Genomic DNA, 20796 nt, shown 5'->3' with positions numbered 1-20796 from the left:
CCGCGACCCGCACACGCCTCTGCGCTGGGGGCGGCGCGGCGGTGCTCCCCGCGGGGAAGCAGCGCCCCGCTCCCTCGCCCCCTCGGTCGGTGGTACCGGTGGGCCCACCGGTACGACGTCCCTTCTCGCCTACCTAGGCACGGGTCCGCGGGGCCGAGGGCGCCCGCGCACGGCCCCCGCCGCCCGCGCACAGAACCCCTCGAACACAGAGAAGCGGGGCCCGTCCCTCTCGGAACGAGCCCCGCCTCCTGGTGTCGCTGGCCTGCTAGTCGTTGCCTCGCAGGATGGCGAGGAGACGCAGGATCTCGACGTACAGCCACACGACGGTCATGACCAGGCCGAAGGCGGCCGACCAGCCGTAGATGCGCGGGGCGCCGCGCTCGACGCCCGTCTTGATGTTCGTGAAGTCGAGCACCAGCGAGTAGGCGGCCATGAGGATGACGAGGACGCCGAGGGCTGCACCGATCGGGATATTGGTGCCGGGGATCGGCTCGCTGCGGAGGCCGAACGGCTGGTCGTTGACGCCGAAGAGCATGAGGCCGACGTTGACCAGTGAGAACAGCGCGTAGCCGACCATCGCGACCATGAAGATCTTGGTGGCCTTCGCCGACTCGCGGACCTTTCCGCTCTTGAAGAGCAGCAGGGTGACGACGAAGACGGAGCCCGTCCCGAGCAGGGCCTGCACGGCGATGCCGGGGTAGATCTGCTCGAAGATGGCGGAGATGCCACCGACGAACAGGCCCTGCGCTGCCGAGTAGGCGAGCACGAGGCCGGCCGAGGGCCGCTTCTTGAAGATGTTGACGAGGGCGAGCACGAAGCCCGCGATCGCGCCGACGAACGCCAGGGCGGGGATGAACCAACCGACGGCTGCGCCCACTGCGACGAGCGCGAAGGCGATGACCGTCTTGACGATCGTGTCCTCGTAGGTCATGCGGTCGGTCTCGACGGGGCCGGCGGCGGGCTGCGTGTAGAGATCCTGCAGCTGCTCGGCGGTCATGCCGTTGTACTCGACGGGGCGCTGTCCCGCAGCGGCGCGCTCCTGCCGGATGACGGCGGCGCCCTTCTCCGAGAAGGCCGGCGACGAGCTGAAGCCGGGATTCGAGAATGCCAAGGGAGTTCCTCTTCTGGTCGTGAGACGTGGTCGCGACGCGAGGTGCTGTGTGCTGCGTCGCCGTTGAGAAGAGGCTAACGGGTGTCGGCCAGGGGAGGGCTGGGGATTTGCCTGATGAGGCCCGTATTCGCGGCAGGCGAACGTGCACCGGCTGCAGGGTTGCACCGTCGCGGGGCCGGGGTGCAGCGGCCCTCCGACGCCGCGCCTCCTCGTCCGTCACCCGCCGCCGGTACCGTGGCTGCCATGTCGCCTCGCCCCCTCGTCATCGCCCACCGCGGAGCCAGCGGGCACAGGCCCGAGCACGGGGAGGCGGCCTACCGCCTCGCGATCGAGCTGGGCGCCGACGCGATCGAGCCCGACATCGTGCCGACCCGCGACGGCGTGCTCGTGCTGCGGCACGAGAACGAGATCTCGGGCACGACCGACGTCGCCGACCACCCGGAGTTCGCCGACCGGCGCACCACCAAGCAGATCGAGGGCAAGGAGGTGGCGGGCTGGTTCACCGAGGAATTCACCTGGGCCGAGCTCGCGACCCTGACCGTGCGCGAGCGCCTGCCGCACCTGCGTCCGCTCAGCGCCGCCCACGACGGGGAGGGCGGCATCCAGCGGCTGAGCGACCTGCTGCGGCTGCTCGACGACGCCCCGCGCGAAGTGGGCCTCGTCGCCGAGGTGAAGCACGCCCAGCACTTCGAGGCGCTCGGGCTGCCCCTCGACGAGCTCGTCGCCGCCGAGCTGGCCGAGCACGGCTGGGCGGACGACTCGCGCCTCACCGTCGAGAGCTTCGAGCAGACCGTGCTGTGGCAGCTGCGCGACAGGGGAGTCGGCGGCAGCCTCGTCTGGCTCGTCGAGAAGGCGGGCTCGGCGGCCGACCAGGTCGCCCGGCTCGGCTCGGCGGCACCGACCTACGCCGACCAGCTCGACGAGTCGTCGCTGACGGCCCTGGTCGAGGCGGGCCTGCACGGGGTGTCGTTCGACAAGGCGATGCTGCTGCACCCCTCCGGCGAGACCCGGCCCGAGCTCGTCGACCGCGCGCACGCAGTCGGTCTCGACGTGTTCGCCTGGACCCTGCGGATCGAGAACGCGTTCCTCGCGAAGGGCAACCGCCAGGCCGGCGGCAAGGAGGCGGAGGGCGACTGGGAGTCGGAGTTCGCCGACCTGATGGCGCTGGGCCTCGACGGGGTCTTCGCCGACCACCCCGAGCGGGCGGTCGCGGTGCGCGAGGGGCTCTGACCTCGAGCGGTGTCGCCGGGCTGGTGCCGGGCCGGTGTCGGCCTTGCGCCGGCCTGGCGCGCCTCCTCCGTCCCGGCTCGGATGTCGGGGGCCCGGCTTAGACTGGCCGCGCCATGACGATCGTGCTCGAGCCCTCTGACGCTTCCGGTTCTGCCGGTGATCCCCTGACCGCGGGGCTGAACCCGCAGCAGAGAGAGGCGGTCGAGTACCGCGGGCAGTCGCTGCTGATCGTCGCCGGTGCCGGCTCGGGCAAGACGAGCGTGCTGACCCGCCGCATCGCCGGGCTGATCGCGACGCGTGAGGCCTGGCCGAGCCAGATCCTCGCCATCACCTTCACGAACAAGGCCGCGGCCGAGATGCGCGAGCGCGTGCAGCAGCTCGTCGGCCAGGCGGCCGAGGGCATGTGGATCTCGACGTTCCACTCGGCGTGCGTGCGCATCCTGCGGCGCGAGGCCGAGCAGTTCGGCTTCACGAAGAGCTTCACGATCTACGACTCGGCCGACTCGAAGGCGCTGCTCAAGCGCATCCTCAAGCAGCTCGACGCCGACTCGCTCGGCTTCACCGTCAGCCAGGCGGCCGGCAAGATCTCGAAGCTCAAGAACGAGCTCAGCGACGTCGAGACGTACGCCCGGCAGATCAACGCCGGCGACCCGCAAGACGTGATGTTCCTCGAGATCTTCCGGCAGTACACGCGGTCGCTGCAGCAGGCGAACGCGTTCGACTTCGACGACCTCATCGCGCAGACCGTGTTCCTGTTCCGGGCGTTCCCGCACGTGGCGGCGACGTACCAGCGGCGGTTCCGCCACCTGCTCGTCGACGAGTACCAAGACACCAACCACGCGCAGTACGCGCTGATCCGCGAGCTGACGCGTCCCGTCGACCCCGAGCACGTCGACGCCCTCGAGCGCGGCGGGCAGTTCGTGCAGTCGATGCGCGACGGCAGCGGTCGCATCCCCGGGGCGTCGCTCACGGTGGTCGGCGACAGCGACCAGTCGATCTACGCGTTCCGCGGCGCCGACATCCGCAACATCGTCGAGTTCGAGCGCGACTTCCCCAACTCGAAGGTCGTGCTGCTCGAGCAGAACTACCGCTCGACCCAGAACATCCTCGACGCGGCCAACGCCGTCATCGCCAACAACTTCGACCGGCAGGCCAAGAACCTGTTCACGACCGTCGGCGAGGGCGCCAAGATCGTCGGGTTCACGGGCTACACCGGGCACGACGAGGCGCAGTTCGTCGCCGACGAGATCGCGAAGCTGCACGAGCAGGGCACGGCCTACAAAGACGTCGCCGTCTTCTACCGCACCAACTCGCAGACGCGGGCGCTCGAAGAGATCTTCATCCGCTCGGCGATCCCGTACCGGGTGCTCGGCGGCACGAAGTTCTACGAGCGGGCCGAGATCAAGGACGCGATGGCGTACCTGATCACGGTCGCGAACCCCTCCGACCCGATGGCGCTGCGCCGCATCATGAACGTGCCGAAGCGCGGCATCGGCCCGGCGACCGAGACGGCCATGCAGCGCTGGGCCGACGAGCGCGAGGCGCCCCTGCGCGACGCGATGCGCAACGCGCGCGAGCTCGGCCTCGGCCCGAAGGTGACCGGGGCGATCACCGGTCTCGCGACTCTGCTCGACGAGGTGCAGGCGACGGCCGACACGGCGCCGGTGCACGAGATCCTCACCCGGCTGATCGAGGGCAGCGGCCTGGTGGAGGCGCTGCGGGCGTCGAGAGACCCGCAAGACGAGGCGCGGGCCGAGAACATCGACGAGCTCGTCGCGGTCACGAAAGAATTCCAGCGGAACAATCCCGACGGCACCCTGCTCGACTTCCTCACCGAGGTGACCCTGGTCGCCGCGGCCGACGACCTCGACGACTCGAGCGGCACGGTCTCGCTGATGACGCTGCACACGGCGAAGGGCCTCGAGTACGAGGCGGTGTTCCTCACCGGTGTCGAAGAAGACCTGCTGCCGCACCGCATGTCGGCGAGCGAGCCGGGCGGCCCCGCAGAGGAGCGCCGGTTGTTCTACGTCGGCATCACGCGGGCCCGCAAGCAGCTGTTCCTGTCGCTCGCGATGACCCGTGCGCAGTTCGGCGAGGTCAACGTGGCGATGCCGTCGCGCTACCTGCAGGAGATCCCCGTCGACCTGATCGACTGGAAGCAGTCGCCGGGCATGGCGAACAGCCGAGGAGGCACCCAGCCGCGGGCGCTCAACGCGCGTCGCGAGGGCGGCCCCGACACCAACCGCGGGGCGACGCCGCGCGCGTCGGGCGGCTACGGCAGCGGCAGCTACGACCGCCAGACGGCGGCGGCGAAGACGAAGCCGAAGACCGAGTGGGCGAACCGCGTCACCGGGACGGTGCGCGACAACGGCGACCTGGTGCTCGAGACGGGCGATCGCATCTCGCACGTCGACTTCGGCGAGGGCCGCGTCATGGCCGTCACCGGCGAGGGAGCCCGGCGCATCGCCGAGGTGCTCTTCGACACCGCCGGCCGCAAGAAGCTGCTGATCAAGGTCGCACCCATCGAGAAGAAGGGCTGACCCCATGGACGGCCAGGACGATAGCCGTTCCCGCAGCCCGGCTGGAATGACGTGGACGCGGACAGGAGTGCCTCTTGTTCTTTCGCCATCTGATGCCGATGTGGACTTTATCGAAACTCTGGAGCCGATTCACGCCTGGGAAGATTCTTCTCGACGTGAGGGAACAAAGCTATAAGCCGGCGGAGAGTCAACCGTCGTGTCTGGGTGCCTGACAAAACGCCATCGCCCGGTTCTTTCTAGGCGGTTGTTCATCGGGACACGTTCTCGGACCCGTCTCGGCCGGCGGAGGCCAGTTGCCGCCTGGCCTGCGGATTCGCATATCCCTGTCCCGCAAAAATGCCCGGTGACGGGGGTCTGAACGTTACAGTCGTCGGATGCTCATCGGATACGCGCGCGTTTCGACCTCGGGACAAGATCTCGCAGCAGAACGTGACGGTCTCGCGGCGCTGGGTGTTGACGATCAACACGTGCATGTTGACCACGGCTTATCGGGCACGACTCGAGCCCGGCCCGGTCTCCGCGAGGCACTGGCCGCGTGCCGTGCCGGCGACGTTCTGGTCGTGACGAAGCTCGACCGTCTGGCTCGATCGCTGCGCGACGCAACGGACATCGCCGACGAGCTGACGAAGAAAGGCGTCGCGTTAAATCTCGGAGGAGCGGTCTACGACCCCACCGATCCTGTGGGCCGGCTGTTCTTCAACGGCCTCGGCATGGTCGCCGAGTTCGAGGCCGACCTCATCCGCGCGCGCACCCGTGAGGGCATGGCGATTGCGAAGGCCGCTGGCAAGCTCCGTGGTCGCAAGCCCAAGCTCACCGCCTCGCAGGAGAAGCACCTGGTTCAGCTTCACCGCACCGGCGCACACACGACCAGCGAGATCGCCAAGCTTTTTGGTGTCGCTCGATCCACGGTATATCGCGCCATCCAGCGCGGAGGGCAGGCATGATTCGGAGAACCCGAAGGGCGATTGCAGAGCGAAGGAGGCAAGTGACCGGCAACGCTGCAGCCGCTAACGCGACTGCTCCCACGTGGGAACTCACTGCGCTCACGCCCGAATACATCGAGTCGGAGCACGGACACTACGCCGCGGCCATCGCCGACAACCTGAAGAAGGACGGTGTCCTCAACATCGCACTCTCCGGGAACTACGGCGTCGGCAAGAGCAGCATCTTGGGACGCGTTGCGGAGGAACACGATGGCCGAGTTGTCGAGCTATCGCTTTCGACGCTTTCCCCGGTCGACAACTCCGAAGTCGATAATTCGGTTCCGGCCCAGGCAAGGACGCCGACGAACCGTATCCAGCAGGAGATCGTCAAACAACTGCTCTATCGAGCAGAGCCGAAATCCGCTCGCGCTTCGCGCTTCCGCCGGATCGAACGCTTCAGCTGGGGGAGGGAGGCCGTACTCGCCCTCGTGGGCGGTATGGTCGCCTCGCTCACCTTCATGATCCTCGGGTGGGCGGGAACAATTGAACGAACACTCCGTCCGGTCCTTGAGCTGGGCCTTTGGGTCTACCCGATCATCGCGGTTCTCGCCGCGGGCACGATCGTTTCCGCGCGAGCACTTCTTCACGGCCGGATACACATCCGACAGTTCACTGCTGGCCCTGCCGCCGTGACGCTAGATGAGAAGTCGGTCTCGTACTTCGACCAGTACCTGGACGAGATCGTCTATTTCTTCGAGACCTCAAAACGTAACATTGTGATCTTCGAGGACATCGACCGCTTCAACGACTCCCACATCTTTGAGACGCTTCGCTCCCTCAATGCGCTTCTCAACGCATCGCCGCAGATCAAGAAGCCAATCCGCTTCATCTACGCCATCAAGGACAGCATCTTCGACCAGGTGAGCCTCGAGAACGAGAAACGGAAGGCTGACGTCGCGCTCGTCGAGATCACTGATCCAGCGCAGGCTGAGATAGTGCGTGCGAACCGCACGAAGTTTTTCGACCTCGTCATTCCGGTCGTCCCCTTCATCACACATCGGAGCGCTCGTAACTTGACCACGCAGATCCTGCGTGGCATTGAGCACGACGTATCGCCGGACCTAATTGACCTCGCCGGCCGGTTTGTCCCAGACATGCGTCTGCTCAAGAACGTGCGCAATGAGTTCGTCGTCTTCCGGGCTCAAATCTTCGCGGGAGATGGGAAGCAACTCGAACTGAGCGAGACGCAGCTGTTCGCGATGATGCTCTACAAGAGCACGCATCTCAGTGACTTCGAAGTCATTCGCCTCGGCAAGAGCAAGCTCGACAAGCTGTACGGGCTCAGCCGAACGTTGGTATCGGAAAACGTTCGGCGCGTTGAGCGCGAGCTCCGCTCTGCTCGTGTGGAGATCTCGCGGCGCACGGGCGCGACACAGCGGGCGTCACGGCTCGGAAAGCTGTTGGTCGCTCGGATAGATCTCCTGGTGCGTTCATCGGATAGCGCCCGCGGTAGAAGCGGCCAGTACATCCTGAACGGACAGGATGCCGACGCCACAGAATTCGAGTCGATCGAGTTCTGGCGTGAGCTTGCCGGATCTGAAGACCGCACAGCGGGCTGGAACAACCCGTACTACGGGTCAATCACACTTTCGCGCCGCGATATCGCCGCACTCGTTGGCGACACACTCGACGTTGACGCATGGCGCGAAGCCGATGATGAGGCTGAGGCCGAGCAGGTGCGCGAGTTTCAAGAGCAGCTCACGTTCCTGCGCACGTCTGACATGGGCGAACTTATGGGCCGACCCAATTTTCTGGTCGAGTACGAGGGCGCGTGGCAGTCGCTCGCCCAAGTGGCGGAGAGGATCTTGACTAAGGGGCTCGCGTCTGAGCTGATCCGAGCCGGCTACATCGACCGCAACTTCACGCTCTACACGTCGACTTTCCATGGTGATCGAGTCAGCCCATCGGCTACGAACTTCATCATCCACCACGTCGAGCGAGGACTCATGGACGAACAGTTCGTCCTGGCAGCCGACGACGCAGAGGCCGTAATTCGAGAGCGAGGCGCTCACTCATTGGCAGACCCTGCGCTCTTCAACATCGCAATTTTGAACTACCTGCTGGCAACGGACAGCCCGGACGCCGACATCATGATCACGGCTCTTGCGCAGCTCGATACCGACAGCACGCGATTCCTGCAGAGCTACCTAAGCAGCGGTGCATCGCGCGGGGCGCTAGTGAAGAAGCTCACGGCCAGGAGTCCACGCGTGCTCAACTACTTGGTCGCGGACGTCGACCTGGACGACGAGACGAGACTCGCGCTCGTCAGCGCCTGCCTTCAGAGCTTGGCCACAAAGCCGAAGCAGACTGTGACAGAGAAGTCGAAGGCCTTCCTCGCCCTGAACTATGCGCAGTTGCCTGCAATCGCGAGCGCTGTGTTGCCTGCTGCGCGAGCCGAGCGCATCGCACTCCTGTTCAAAGACGCCGGACTGTCGCTGCCTGATCTGTCGGGAACAAGCGACGTCGTGCGGCCGGCATTCGTGAAGCTCGGTCTCTATGAAACGAATCTGTCCAACCTCCAGACAGCAATCGGCGACGAGGTCGGCCTTGGCCTGGACCAGCTCAGGACTACACACCGTCATGACGTCTACGCGAAGGTGCTTACCGAGCTGCCGGCCTACCTCGACGCTGTCGACGGTCACGTCGCAACGAACCATGCGGCCGACCGGTTCCATGCCGTTCTCGGTGAGGTGCAGAAAGCGGCGCCGGATCTGCTCGAGCGCTTTGTCGAGGGTGTCTCGGACGAGAGTCGCATTGCGGACGTCGAGGACGTGCCTGAGGAGACCTGGGCCGTGCTCGCGGCGCACGACAAGTTTCCGGCCACGTTCTCGAACGTGACGAGATACATCGAAGAGATCGGCAGCGTGGACGCGAACGTCGCCGTGGTGCTCGCGTCGGTGGAGCACATCACCGAGCACGACGATGCAGATGAGGACGAGAAGCGCAGTCTCGCCATCACCCTGATTTCGACACCGTCGACTCTCGGCGCCACTCTCCGGGCGAAGCTCGCCGCGAGCCTGAAACTGAAGCAGTACATTGCCGCGAGCGAGCTACCCGTCGAGTCGGGCGACCTATACCCGGAGCTGATTGCTCGACACGTGATACCCGGCGGCCCCATGACGTACGCCCATCTCGTCTCGGCGGACTGGACGACACGTGAACGAGTAATCGCAGTGTCATCGAACTTCGCCGAATGGGTCACGGCCGAGCTCGTCGGTGCGGAACTGGCAAAGGTGCTTGCAAGCCCGTCGGTCTCAGACGCAGCGAAGCGGGTAATCGCCATGAACGCTGATGATTACACGCCAGCCGGCGGAGCCGCTGGCCTTGCCGAAGTTGGGCGGGTTGCGCGAAGGCTTCAGATCCGCGTGAGCATGCCGGTTGTCGAGCAGATGGCGAGTAACCGAGTCGGGAAGAGCGATGTGCTGCATCACCTGGTGCCTTATCTGGATTCGGCGTCAAACCCGCAGCTCTTCGGAGTCCTGAACTCCCTTGGCGGTGACTACAGTCAGCTAACGCAAGTCGGCCGCGACAAGCCGAAGGTGCCGAACACGGCGGACAATCTCAGGCTGCTCGAATCCTTAAAGCAGCGAGGCATCGTGACGAGGATCGAGGACGATCGCGATCCGATGAAGGTGCATAAGCGATACGGCAGTTAGGCGACGCCGTCCTGACGGTCTGGTGGCTCTCAGATGGACCATGGGTCATTGGTCACTAATCATTGGTCGAGGTCGTTCGGCAACTTGTCGTTCAACATGTACTAAGTACGTCATCGCAGCGCTTCGGCTGTCCTCGGGTGTCCCAATTGGGGATTGGCTATCGGGCGCCTCGAGTCTTGCCCACCATGCGCCTCCAGTGCAGTTGTCGCCAGTTCGAATTAGGCTCAGCGGGTGCCTACGTATCGGTTTCAAATGGGGTCTACGCATCACGGCCTCCTCTTCGCAGACGGGATCGACAAGGGCATTCCGGCCACGCTAGACATGACAGTTGGGGGGCCTCAGTTCACGCTCGCTTTCGAGGAAAGCGGAATGCGCACCGGGCCACCGGCAAGCTGGTTCACCCGACACGGGGACGTGCCGCAGCATCTCGCGTTCCAAACGCAGGAGCTGCATCTCACCTGTTTTGGAGTCGCCAACTGGTCTCACGCAATGGGCAATATTGCTGTGGCCAGGATCGAGCCAACGGCAATCGTGGCCGACCGCTGGCACGGCGAGCACGACGCGCGGCTGACGGCTTCGACTGTTCAGTCAGAAGTCGACCGTTTGTCGGACTGGACACGTTTCAGCGCCGCTCGAACCGAAACCGAGACAGACGAGCGCAATCGTGTTCAGCGCCTCAGTATCGAGCTGGCTCAGCACGAACAACTTGCTTGGAAGCAGGGTGAAGCTGCGATGACTCTCACGACCAACTGGGAGCACACCCCAGGCATGGTCGGGGTCCATTACGACGAAGCTGTTGTTCTTGAGTCTCGCTTCGAATCGGACAGGCCGATTCGTGACCACATGGTCGAACAGCGGAAGGTCCGAGACCTCTTGGCGATCATGTACAACGCGCCGGCCTACTTCCGCCGCCATAGGGTCCGCAGCAAGTTTATCCACGAGATTTCGGGTGAGACCCGCGAACCGTACAACCACCTCGTCGACATGATCGGCGGCCTATCCACACACGAGCAGGGCAATCCCCAACCAGGCCCTAACTCCGGCCTCTTCGCGGTCGTCTATCCCGGCCAATTCGGGCCCTCAGGCTTTGAAAGCTGGGCCGAGAGCTATGAGCGAATGGAACGCGTGATCCGACCCATCGTCCGTATTCTCCAACGCCCGCAGGCTCTCTCGGAGGACCGGGTCGTCGCAATCGGTATGGCACTCGAGGCTGCGGGTGTGCTTCTGCCAAAAGCGCCCGGGGAGAGCGAGACGTATCGGCGAGGGAGCGAGATAGCAACAGCAGCGACGAGCGTCTATCGAGTCCTGTCTGTGGCAGGAATTGGCTCGGAGCGCTTGGCTTCGTCGTTGGCATCCCTCGCGCAAGGCGTCGCAAGGACGTACAACGACATCAAGCATCCAAATCACGACCTGCCCTCGGAGATTCAAAGCTACGGGGTTGCTGCGTTGGGGGTACTCGCGCTTCAGGTGCACCTCGCCAAGGATGCTCTTGGATATGCCGAGCCGGTATCCGAGAGGTACGGCGACCACTTCGTCGACGAGATCGCATTGCTATGGGAACGCCTAGGGCTGTACCTGGGTAAGGATGGCAAGTTCGAGCGTCGGGACCTTCCTGCCGTCTGGCCTAGGCTCTTCGAGTAGTCCAGGTGCACCCGGGCCACTCAAGACCAAGGACCGAGTTGAGCCCCGACGTGACGACGCCCGCCCAGCGCGGTGCGGTGGGCGGGCGTCGCGGTGGTGCGGGCGTTACTCGGTCTCGTCGAGGTCGATGTTCTGGTCGTCGAGGTCGTTCTCGGCCAGCGACGGCTCCGCCTCACGGGGCGAGCCGCCCGTAGGGCCGTCGTTGCCGTCGCCGAGGCCCGGCAGCACGGTCTCGCCGGCGACCGCGTCGTTCGTGACGATCTGCTGGCTCTCCTCGAACTGGGTCTCCTCGTCGTAGGGCTCGTCGCCCGAGGCTGCGGGGGTCTGGGTGTCGCTCATGGTGCGTCCTTTCGATCGGTGCTGCGGGGTGCTGCTGGTGGGTCAGAGGCTCAGGCGAGGCCGAGCTGCTGCATCATGCCGGCCTCGTCGGTGGCGCCCCAGCGCTCGACGAGCAGGCCGTCGTCGTCGAAACGACCGACCTGGATGCCGCGCACCGTGAAGCTCTTGCCCGTGGCCTGGTGGCCCTGGAACGGCCCGGTGTGCGTTCCCTTGATGGTGAAGACCGCGGTCACGTTCTCGTCGTCGGCGACGAGCGTCTCGACGCCCAGGTCGGCGTCGGGGAAAGCGGTGAAGAAGTCGCTCCAGAACGCCTTGATGCCCTCGACGCCCGCAGGCGCACCCGGAGCCGGGTCGTGGTCGACGACGGCGGCGTGGAAGCCCTCGCCGAGTCGGTCGATCTCGCGCGCGGTCAGGATCTCGCCGAGCAGCTGCTGGGTGGCGAGGTTCTTCTCTTTCGACATGTGTCTCTCCGTGTTCTGGGTCGGTCAGGTGGTTCTCGTCTACTCCGCCCGGGTGGACAGATCGTCAGACGGCTGTGAGTAGGTGGTGCTCCTCGACCGCCTCCAGGGCGAGCACCTTGTAGCCCTCGCCCTCGAAGAACACCGTCATGCGGTCGCCCTCGGTGCTCATCACCGTGCCCTCGCCCCAGGCAGGGTGCGAGACCCGGGTGTCGGGGTCGAAGAGGGGAGCGTGCTCAGGGTGGTCGACCCGCGCCTCCTCGGCGTCGGCCGGGCGGTCGGGCTCGGCCGCCGCGGCGCGGCAGTCGTCGCAGTTGCCGCAGCGCTCGGGCGCCTCCTCGCCGAAGTAGCCGAGCAGGAACCGCCGCCGACAGCCGTGCGACTCGGCGTACGTGCGCATCATCTCGATGCGCGACTTCTCGACCCGCTCCCGGCCCTCGGCGACCTGGCGCGCCTGCTCCGCCGCCTTGCTCGAGTCGAGGTCGTCCGTGACCCGGTAGCCCTTCTTCGTCTCGGTGACCTCGCCCGCCTCGAGCAGCAGGTCGACGAGCCGCGAGACCTGGCGTGGCTTGAACTCGGTCGCCTCGGTGATCGCCTTGCGTTTCACCGGACCCGAGGAGGTGCGGATCACCTCGTGCACCCGCCGCAGCTCGGCCCGTGACGGCAGCCCCGCCGCGAAGAACGACCGTAGCGACAGGTCTTCCGCCCGGTAGTGCAGGGTCGCGTCGGCGGGTTCGCCGTCACGCCCGGCCCGACCGATCTCCTGGTAGTAGGCGTCGAGCGACTCGGGCACGTCGGCGTGCACGACGAACCGGACGTCGGGCTTGTCGATGCCCATGCCGAAGGCGCTCGTGGCCACGATCACGTCGATCTCGCCGGCGTGGAACCGCTCGTGCAGTGCCCCGCGCTCGGCCGAGCGGAGGCCCGCGTGGTACGCCTCGACGGTGCGGTCGGGGCAGCGCTCGCCGATCTCGTCGGCGTAGCGCTCGCTCTCCTTGCGGGTGGCGACGTAGACGATGCCCGGCGTCGTGAGCTCGGCGACCTGCTCGACGATCGCGCGGCGCTTCTCGGCCTCGTCTTCGTGGCGGTGCACGGCGAGCGACAGGTTGGGGCGGTCGAAGCCGCGGCTGATGACGAGCGGGTCGCGCAGCCGCAGCCGGTCGATCACCTCGTCGCGCACCGGACCGGAGCCGGTCGCCGTCAGGGCGAGCACCGGCGGTCGGCCGAGCCGCTCGACGATCTCGCCCAGGTGCAGGTAGTCGGGCCGGAAGTCGTGGCCCCACGACGACACGCAGTGCGCCTCGTCGACGACCAGCAGGGACACGCCCGCCCGCGCCAGCCGCTCGACCGTCTCGTCGCGGGCCAGCTGCTCCGGGGCCAGGAACACGTAGGTGACCTCGCCGGCGTCGACGCGCCTCCAGCTCTCGTCGTTCTCGTCGTCGGTGTGGCCCGAGTTGACGTCGACGGCGGGCGGGGCGTCGGGGTGCCCGACGAGGCCCGCGACCTGGTCGGCCTGCAGGGCGATGAGCGGGGAGACGACCACCGTCGGGCCGTCGAGCAGCGCGCCCGCGACCTGGTAGATCGCGCTCTTGCCGAAGCCCGTGGGCATGATGCCGAAGGTGTCCCGGCCCGCGAGCACCGCCTCGACGGCCTCGAGCTGGGCGGGCTTGAGGTCGTCCCAGCCGAAGAGGCGGGCGGCGGTGTCGGCGATGCGGTCACGGGACGTGACCTGCTCGTCGACGGTCTGCTCGTCGACTTCGACGTCGACGGGGCGGGTGGCGGTGGTGGTCATGCGGCGTCCTCGTGGTGCGTCCCGGCACCGGAGTGCGCCGAGACGGTCCATACGATGCCGGGGGCCACCGACACGCGCGCCGTCCACAGGGGATCGGCAGAGACCCCTCCCCATCCGTACCCCGGGGCCGGGAGCGTACCCCTCCGCGCCTCCTCGGGTCCGTGCCCGAGAGGGGCCCGGAGGCCAGGCGCTAGGCTGGCCCAGGCCTGTTCGTCCCGACGTCGAGACAGACGCGAGGTGGGCGACGAGGCCGGTGCCGACTCGGTCGGCAGCCCCTCCAGAGCACTGGCGCAGCGATGCGGATTGGAAGAACAGCGTGGATCTTTTCGAGTACCAGGCCAGGGACTTGTTCGAGTCCTACGGCGTGCCCGTCCTGCCGGGAGTCGTCGCCGACACCCCGCAGGAGGCGCGAGCCGCAGCCGAGCAGATGGGCGGCGTGACCGTCGTCAAGGCCCAGGTCAAGGTCGGTGGCCGAGGCAAGGCCGGCGGCGTCAAGGTGGCGAAGACGCCGGACGACGCGGAGGCCGCGGCCGAGGCGATCCTCGGGCTCGACATCAAGGGCCACGTCGTCAAGCGCGTCATGGTCGCCGGCGGCGCCCAGATCGCGCAGGAGTTCTACTTCTCGGTGCTGCTCGACCGGGCGAACCGCTCGTACCTCTCGCTCTGCAGCGTCGAGGGCGGCATGGAGATCGAGCAGCTCGCCGTCGAGAAGCCCGAGGCCCTCGCCCGCGTCGAGGTCGACCCGCTCGCGGGCATCGACCTCGCGAAGGCCGAGGAGATCGCGCGTGCCGGCGGGTTCCCCGACGAGCTCGTCTCGAAGGTCGCCCCCGTGCTCGTCAAGCTGTACGAGGTCTACGCCGGCGAGGACGCGACGCTCGTCGAGGTCAACCCGCTCGTGCTGACCGAGCAGGGCGACATCGTCGCCCTCGACGGCAAGGTCACGATCGACGAGAACGCCGACTTCCGCCACCCCGGCCACGCCGACCTCGAGGACGCCGACGCGGCGGACCCGCTCGAGGCCAAGGCGAAGGCCGCGGGGCTCAACTACGTGAAGCTCGACGGCGAGGTCGGCATCATCGGCAACGGTGCGGGGCTCGTCATGTCGACCCTCGACGTCGTCGCCTACGCCGGCGAGGCGCACGGCGGCGTCAAGCCCGCGAACTTCCTCGACATCGGCGGCGGAGCGAGCGCCGAGGTCATGGCCGCCGGCCTCGACGTCATCCTCGGCGACGAGCAGGTCAAGAGCGTCTTCGTCAACGTCTTCGGCGGCATCACCGCCTGCGACGCCGTGGCGAACGGCATCGTCTCGGCCCTGGGCATCCTCGGCGACGCGGCCACCAAGCCGCTCGTCGTGCGCCTCGACGGCAACGCCGTCGACGAGGGCCGACGGATCCTGGCGGAGGCGGCGCACCCGCTGGTCACCGTCGTCGCGACCATGGACGAGGCTGCCGACAAGGCTGCCGAACTGGCTTCGAAGTAAAGGGACAGAGCACAACCATGTCGATCTTCCTCAACAAGGACAGCAAGGTCATCGTCCAGGGCATCACCGGCGGCGAGGGCACCAAGCACACGGCGCTGATGCTGAAGGCGGGCACCCAGGTCGTCGGCGGCGTCAACGCCCGCAAGGCCGGCACCACCGTCACGCACGGCGAGGTCACCCTGCCCGTCTTCGGCACGGTCGCCGAGGCGATCACCGAGACCGGCGCCGACGTCTCGATCGTCTTCGTGCCGCCGGCGTTCGCGAAGGACGCCGTCGTCGAGGCCGTCGAGGCGGGCATCCCGCTCGTCGTCGTCATCACCGAGGGCATCCCCGCACAGGACGCGGCGGAGTTCTGGGCGCTCGCGAAGTCGAAGGGCGGCGCCACCCGCATCATCGGCCCGAACTGCCCCGGCATCATCACGCCGGGCGAGTCGCTCGTGGGCATCACCCCGGCGAACATCACGGGCGCCGGCCCGATCGGCCTCGTCTCGAAGTCGGGCACCCTGACCTACCAGATGATGTTCGAGCTGCGCGACCTCGGCTTCTCGACCGCCATCGGCATCGGCGGCGACCCGGTCATCGGGACGACGCACATCGACGCCCTCGAGGCGTTCGAGGCCGACCCCGACACCAAGGCGATCGTGATGATCGGCGAGATCGGCGGCGACGCCGAAGAGCGAGCCGCCGACTACATCAAGGCGCACGTGACGAAGCCGGTCGTCGGCTACGTCGCCGGCTTCACCGCGCCCGAGGGCAAGACCATGGGCCACGCCGGCGCCATCGTCTCCGGCTCGGCGGGCACGGCACAGGCCAAGAAGGAGGCGCTCGAGGCCGCCGGGGTCAAGGTCGGCAAGACGCCGAGCGAGACCGCGGCCCTGCTGCGCGAGGTGTACGCGGCCCTCTGAGGTCGTCGCGCGGTGCCGTGACCGGCACTGCGCCTCCTGGGCGGGCGTGTTCGTCCGGCCCGGTCCGTCACGACGGACCGCGGTCGACGCACACGCCCGCCTTCGTTCGTCTCCGGCCACGCGGCACGGGACGTCGGCTGCTCGGCACGGCACGTCGGCCGCCCAGCGGCCCGGCGGTACAGTCGTGCCCGATGAACCGCCCTGTCACCGCCGTCTTCGCCGCGCTCGAGGCCCTGCTCGTCGTCGGCATCGGCGTCGGGCTGCCCGTCGTCGTCCTCAGCCTCCTCTGGGCGTTCCAGTACGGCCTCCAGATCGACTGGATCGTCTTCTGGCGCGCCGCCGTCGACATCTGGCTCGTCGGGCACGGCGTCGACCTCGACCTGCAGCTGGGAGCGGCGACCGCCGCCGCCTCCGGCGTCCCGGGAGCCGAGGCCCCCTTCGCGGTGACGATCGCCGCGCTCGGCTTCTCGGTGCTCACCGTGCTGCTCGGGGTGCGCGCCGGTCGCGCCGTCGCCGAGACGGCGCACCGTGTCGTCGGGGTCCTCAGCACCGTCGGGGTCTTCGCCCTGCTGAGCCTGCTGGTCACCGCCACGGCTCAGCACCCCCTGGCCTCGCCCGTCCTGTGGCAGGGGATCGTCCTGCCGACGCTCGTCTACGCCGTGCCCGTCGTGGTGATGGCCGAGGTCACGCGCCGCCGTCGCGGCGAGCCGGCCGACCCGGTCACGGGCGCGGTCTCCACGCTCGTCGCCCGTGCGCCCCGCACCGCTCGCGTCGTGGCCGCCGCGGGGCTCCGGATCGGCACCGCGAGCGCAGCCGGCGTGCTCGCCGTCTCCGGAGTCGTCGTCGGCGTGCTGATGCTCACGAACTACGGCGAGCTGATCACCCTCTACGAAGGCGCGCACGCCGGGCTGCTGGGCAGCATCGCCCTGACCCTCGGCCAGCTCGCCCTGCTGCCCGACCTCGTCGTCTGGGCCGCCTCCTGGTTCGTCGGCCCCGGCTTCGCGCTCGGCACCGGCTCGGGCGTCTCGCCGCTCGGCACCTCGGTGGGGCCGATGCCCGCCGTGCCCTTCCTCGGGGCGCTGCCGACCGCCTCCTCGTCGTTCGCCTTCGTCGGCCTGCTCGTGCCGGTCGTCGCCGCGTTCGTCGTGACGACCCTGCTGCGCCCGCGGATCGAGCGCTTGCTCGCCGAGTCCGGATCGGCCGACGTGCTGCGTCGCGTGCTCGTCGGGGTCTCCGGCGGAGTCGTCGCCGGGGTGCTGCTCGGCCTGCTCGCCTGGTCGGCCTCCGGAGCCGCCGGGCCCGGCCGACTCGCCCACGTCGGGCCCGACCCCCTGCTCGTCGGCGCCTTCGGGGCCCTCGAGGTCGCCGTGCCCTCCGTGCTGGCGATGGTCGTGTCGCTGCGGAGCTTCCTCGGGCACGACGACGACACGGCGGCTGCTCCCGCAGGAGGCGCGCGTCCGGCCGACGACGTCGAGACCGGCCCGCAGCCGGTGCTGTCGGGCACGTCCCCGTGGTCGCGGTCGTCGACGGGTGCTGCGGCCGCGTCGTCCGGCCTCGCGCCGGTGCACGCGTCCGGCCCCTCGCCCGAGCGCACGGCCGATGACCGGACCGGCGCCGGCGTCGACGTCGGCACAGCCGCCGCCTCCCGCCTCGGCTCCGACCACGACGAGACGACCGACCTCGGCGCGGAGGCTCTCGTCCCCTCGTCCGGCTCCGACGCCGACGGCGACGCGGGCGACGAGACCGACCGCGCGGCCGGTCGGCGACAGCGGCTGGCGTCGCGGATCCGTCGGCTCCGGCCGCATCGCCGCACCGACGGAACGGACAGCGGGGGCAGCGGTGACCGCACGGACAGCGGTGACCGCGCGGCCGGCGGCGACGGGGCAGACGACGCACACGGCGGAGCCGCTGCTCGGTCGGACACCTGGAGGCCCTCGATGACCGACGCCGACACGGACGAGACGGCCGTCGTCGAGACGGGACTGCGGGCGCCCGGCGACCGCGTCCACGACCCCCGCGAGGTGCACGTCGACGCGGCGCGCGCGGCCCGCGACCGGGAGCGCGACCAGGCCCGCGACCGCGATGAGAACGACGACGAGCGCGACGGCCCCGCCCCGTGGTGGCGCAAGCTCGGGGCGACCGCCGACCGGCCGGCCCCGGGGCCCGACGACGACGAGACCGAGCCGGTCCGCGGTCTCGACCGCTGACCCGCGCCTCCTCGGACCCGGAGGACCCGGAAGAGCCGGAAGACCCAGAGGACCCGCAAGCCTCCGAGCCCCCGGGAGCCCCCGCCTCGGCCACTAGGCTTGCCGGGTGCTGAAGCTCGTGGTGCTCATCTCCGGTGGCGGCTCGAACCTGCGTGCCCTGCTCGAGGCCGCGCACCACGACAGCTACCCTGCCCGCGTCGTCGCCGTCGGCGCCGACCGCGAGGCCGACGGCCTCGAGCACGCCGAGCACTTCGGCGTGCCGACCTTTACCGTGCCGTTCTCGAGCTTCGACGACCGGGCGTCGTGGGGCGACGAGCTGCTCGCGCAGATCCGCCAGTGGCAGCCCGACCTCGTCGTGCTGAGCGGCTTCATGCGGCTGCTGCCGGTCGGGGTCGTCGACGCGCTGAGCCCGCACCTGATCAACACGCACCCCGCGTTCCTGCCCGAGTTCCCGGGCGCGCACGGCGTGCGGGACGCGATCGCCGCCGGCGTCGACCAGACCGGGGCGAGCGTCATCGTCGTCGACGCCGGCGTCGACAGCGGCCCGATCCTGGCGCAGCGCCGGATCCCCGTGCTGCCCGGCGACGACGAGTCGTCGCTCCACGACCGCATCAAGATCGTCGAGCGCGAGCTGCTGGTGCAGACCGTGCGCGAGATCGCCGACGGAACGACCGACCTCGAGGAGACGAGACCCGCATGAGCGGCCACCAGATCGACCCCACCCTCTACCGCGACCGTGACGCCGTCCCCGTGCGTCGTGCGCTCATCAGCGTGAGCGACAAGACCGGACTCCTCGACCTGGCCGAGGCGCTCGCCGCGGCGGGAGTCGAGATCGTGTCGACGGGCTCGACCGCGTCGACCATCCGCGACGCCGGCCACGACGTCACCGACGTGAGCGCCGTCACCGGGTTCCCCGAGTCGCTCGACGGTCGGGTCAAAACGCTGCACCCCGGCATCCACGCTGGCGTGCTCGCCGACCTGCGCCTCGAGTCGCACGAGCAGCAGCTCGCCGAGCTCGACATCGCGCCGTTCCAGCTCGTCGTCGTCAACCTCTACCCGTTCGTCGAGACGGTCGCGTCGGGCGCCGAGGCGCCGGCCGTGATCGAGAACATCGACATCGGTGGGCCCGCCCTCGTGCGGGCCGCCGCCAAGAACCACGCGAACGTGGCCATCGCCGTGTCGCCCGCCAGCTACGGGCAGATCGTCAAGTCGCTCACGCTCGGCGGCACGACCCTCGCCCAGCGGCAGCGCATGGCCGGCGAGGCCTTCGCGCACACCGCCGCCTACGACACGGCCGTCGCCGCCTGGTTCGCCGAGAACGTCGGGGCGCGGGCCGAGCACGAGGCCGGTGCCGACGCAGCGACCACAGCCGAGGAGGCGCGGGCCGGGTCGGCAGCGTTCGACGCCCCCCAGCACGTCGTCCTCGAGGGCACGCGTCAGGCCACGCTCCGCTACGGCGAGAACTCGCACCAGCAGGCGGCGCTGTACGCGTCGCCCGAGGGCGCCGGAATCGCCCAGGCCGAGCAGCTGCACGGCAAGGAGATGTCGTACAACAACTACGTCGACGCCGACGCGGCCCTGCGTGCCGCGTACGACTTCGCCGAGCCGGCCGTGGCGATCATCAAGCACGCCAACCCCTGCGGCATCGCCGTCGCCTCGGCCGACGCCGTCGACGCGATCGCCGACGCGCACCGTCGTGCCCACGCCTGCGACCCCGTGTCGGCCTACGGCGGCGTCATCGCCGCGAACCGCCCGGTCACCCTCGCCATGGCCGAGACGGTGAAGGACATCTTCACCGAGGTCGTCATCGCCCCTGCCTTCGAGCCCGAGGCGCTGGCCCTGCTGCAGACGAAGAAGAACATCCGGCTGCTCGTGCTGCCGGCCGACTTCGCCCGGCCGACCGTCGAGGCGCGGCAGATCTCGGGCGGCCTGCTCGTGCAGCAGGTCGACTCGTTCGACGGCTTCTCGTCGCAGGGCTGGACGCTGGCCGCGGGCGACGAGGTCGACGCCGCCACGCGCGCCGACCTCGAGTTCGCCTGGCGGGCCTGCCGCTCGGTCAAGTCGAACGCGATCCTGCTGGCCGACGCCGGCGCCTCCGTGGGCGTGGGCATGGGCCAGGTCAACCGGGTCGACTCGTGCCAGCTGGCCGTGACGAGGGCGGGGGAGCGAGCCCGCGGCTCGGTCGCCGCCTCCGACGCGTTCTTCCCGTTCGCCGACGGCCTGCAGGTGCTGCTCGACGCGGGCGTGCGCGCGGTCGTCCAGCCCGGCGGGTCCATCCGCGACGACGAGGTCGTCGCGGCCGCCGCCGCCGCGGGCGTCACCATGTACTTCACCGGCGAGCGGCACTTCTTCCACTGAGCCGTCGAGCCCTCGTCGACGGACGCCCCGGCCCGTGCGGCCGGGGCGTCCGGCGTCCGGCGTCCGCCGGCCGTGGTGGCACGCACGCGCCGCTCC

14 protein-coding genes are annotated in these 20796 nt (G+C 68.7%); 10 read left to right on the top strand and 4 right to left on the bottom strand.

Annotation, left to right across the window (positions count from 1 at the left end; genetic code table 11):
* Nucleotides 1-265 precede the first annotated feature (265 nt).
* Nucleotides 266-1111 carry a Bax inhibitor-1/YccA family protein gene (locus RWM17_RS05025; RefSeq protein WP_314101910.1) on the bottom strand — a complete coding sequence of 282 codons (846 nt, stop codon included), beginning with the start codon at nt 1109-1111 and terminating at the stop codon, nt 266-268.
* Nucleotides 1112-1354: 243 nt separating this feature from the next.
* Here RWM17_RS05025 and RWM17_RS05020 point away from each other — a divergent pair, with 243 nt between their 5' ends.
* The 5 genes from RWM17_RS05020 to RWM17_RS05000 all read left to right on the top strand — a co-directional run bounded on the left by RWM17_RS05020 (nt 1355) and on the right by RWM17_RS05000 (nt 11161).
* A complete protein-coding gene (locus tag RWM17_RS05020; RefSeq protein ID WP_314101908.1) occupies nt 1355-2341 on the top strand; it encodes a glycerophosphodiester phosphodiesterase family protein in 987 nt (328 codons plus the stop codon).
* Between the two features lie 113 nt (nt 2342-2454).
* On the top strand, nt 2455-4881 hold the full coding sequence (locus tag RWM17_RS05015) for a UvrD-helicase domain-containing protein (RefSeq protein ID WP_314101906.1): 2427 nt from the start codon (nt 2455-2457) through the stop codon (nt 4879-4881).
* Nucleotides 4882-5255: 374 nt separating this feature from the next.
* Nucleotides 5256-5825 (top strand): recombinase family protein, encoded by a 570-nt coding sequence (locus RWM17_RS05010; protein ID WP_314101904.1) that lies wholly within the window; start codon nt 5256-5258, stop codon nt 5823-5825.
* A gap of 41 nt (nt 5826-5866) precedes the next feature.
* Entirely contained in the window at nt 5867-9520 is a 3654-nt protein-coding gene (locus RWM17_RS05005; RefSeq protein ID WP_314101902.1) for a DNA-binding protein, read from the top strand.
* A 231-nt stretch (nt 9521-9751) separates the two neighbouring features.
* A complete protein-coding gene (locus tag RWM17_RS05000; protein ID WP_314101900.1) occupies nt 9752-11161 on the top strand; it encodes a hypothetical protein in 1410 nt (469 codons plus the stop codon).
* Between the two features lie 105 nt (nt 11162-11266).
* Here the strand turns inward: RWM17_RS05000 and RWM17_RS04995 are convergent, their stop codons facing one another.
* The 3 genes from RWM17_RS04995 to RWM17_RS04985 all read right to left on the bottom strand — a co-directional run bounded on the left by RWM17_RS04995 (nt 11267) and on the right by RWM17_RS04985 (nt 13750).
* Complete coding sequence (locus tag RWM17_RS04995) at nt 11267-11500, bottom strand: hypothetical protein (RefSeq protein ID WP_314101898.1); 234 nt, start codon at nt 11498-11500, stop codon at nt 11267-11269.
* 50 nt (nt 11501-11550) lie between these two features.
* Entirely contained in the window at nt 11551-11961 is a 411-nt protein-coding gene (locus tag RWM17_RS04990) for an ester cyclase (RefSeq protein WP_314101896.1), read from the bottom strand.
* 64 nt (nt 11962-12025) lie between these two features.
* The gene (locus RWM17_RS04985) at nt 12026-13750 is read right to left on the bottom strand and encodes a RecQ family ATP-dependent DNA helicase (protein WP_314101894.1); all 1725 of its coding nucleotides are present in this window, start codon (nt 13748-13750) and stop codon (nt 12026-12028) included.
* 316 nt (nt 13751-14066) lie between these two features.
* Here RWM17_RS04985 and sucC point away from each other — a divergent pair, with 316 nt between their 5' ends.
* The 5 genes from sucC (at nt 14067) to purH (ending at nt 20700) form a co-directional block, all read left to right on the top strand.
* On the top strand, nt 14067-15230 hold the full coding sequence (gene sucC / locus RWM17_RS04980) for an ADP-forming succinate--CoA ligase subunit beta (protein ID WP_314101893.1): 1164 nt from the start codon (nt 14067-14069) through the stop codon (nt 15228-15230).
* Between the two features lie 17 nt (nt 15231-15247).
* Complete coding sequence (gene sucD, locus RWM17_RS04975; protein ID WP_314101891.1) at nt 15248-16135, top strand: succinate--CoA ligase subunit alpha; 888 nt, start codon at nt 15248-15250, stop codon at nt 16133-16135.
* Between the two features lie 191 nt (nt 16136-16326).
* Nucleotides 16327-18342, top strand: a complete 2016-nt coding sequence (locus RWM17_RS04970) for a DUF6350 family protein (RefSeq protein ID WP_314101889.1) — start codon at nt 16327-16329, stop codon at nt 18340-18342.
* A 106-nt stretch (nt 18343-18448) separates the two neighbouring features.
* On the top strand, nt 18449-19042 hold the full coding sequence (gene purN, locus RWM17_RS04965) for a phosphoribosylglycinamide formyltransferase (protein WP_192040775.1): 594 nt from the start codon (nt 18449-18451) through the stop codon (nt 19040-19042).
* Nucleotides 19039-20700: a bifunctional phosphoribosylaminoimidazolecarboxamide formyltransferase/IMP cyclohydrolase gene (gene purH / locus RWM17_RS04960; RefSeq protein ID WP_314101886.1), complete on the top strand. Its 1662-nt coding sequence runs from the start codon at nt 19039-19041 to the stop codon at nt 20698-20700. The genes purN and purH overlap by 4 nt, the downstream gene beginning before the upstream one ends.
* Nucleotides 20701-20796: the final 96 nt, after the last annotated feature.

The organism is uncultured Frigoribacterium sp. (genome assembly GCF_963515265.1).
Taxonomy (GTDB): Bacteria; Actinomycetota; Actinomycetes; order Actinomycetales; family Microbacteriaceae; genus Frigoribacterium.
This window is presented reverse-complemented; position numbering and strand designations above follow the sequence as displayed.

Bases quoted from the DNA above. Each gene is read 5' to 3' on its own strand.
- RWM17_RS05020 (WP_314101908.1), top strand. From the start codon at position 1,355: ATGTCGCCTCGCCCCCTCGTCATCGCCCACCGCGGAGCCAGCGGGCAC.
- RWM17_RS04995 (WP_314101898.1), bottom strand. From the start codon at position 11,500: ATGAGCGACACCCAGACCCCCGCAGCCTCGGGCGACGAGCCCTACGAC.
- RWM17_RS04985 (WP_314101894.1), bottom strand. From the start codon at position 13,750: ATGACCACCACCGCCACCCGCCCCGTCGACGTCGAAGTCGACGAGCAG.
- RWM17_RS05015 (WP_314101906.1), top strand. From the start codon at position 2,455: ATGACGATCGTGCTCGAGCCCTCTGACGCTTCCGGTTCTGCCGGTGAT.
- RWM17_RS04990 (WP_314101896.1), bottom strand. From the start codon at position 11,961: ATGTCGAAAGAGAAGAACCTCGCCACCCAGCAGCTGCTCGGCGAGATC.
- RWM17_RS04970 (WP_314101889.1), top strand. From the start codon at position 16,327: ATGAACCGCCCTGTCACCGCCGTCTTCGCCGCGCTCGAGGCCCTGCTC.
- RWM17_RS05010 (WP_314101904.1), top strand. From the start codon at position 5,256: ATGCTCATCGGATACGCGCGCGTTTCGACCTCGGGACAAGATCTCGCA.
- purH (WP_314101886.1), top strand. From the start codon at position 19,039: ATGAGCGGCCACCAGATCGACCCCACCCTCTACCGCGACCGTGACGCC.
- sucD (WP_314101891.1), top strand. From the start codon at position 15,248: ATGTCGATCTTCCTCAACAAGGACAGCAAGGTCATCGTCCAGGGCATC.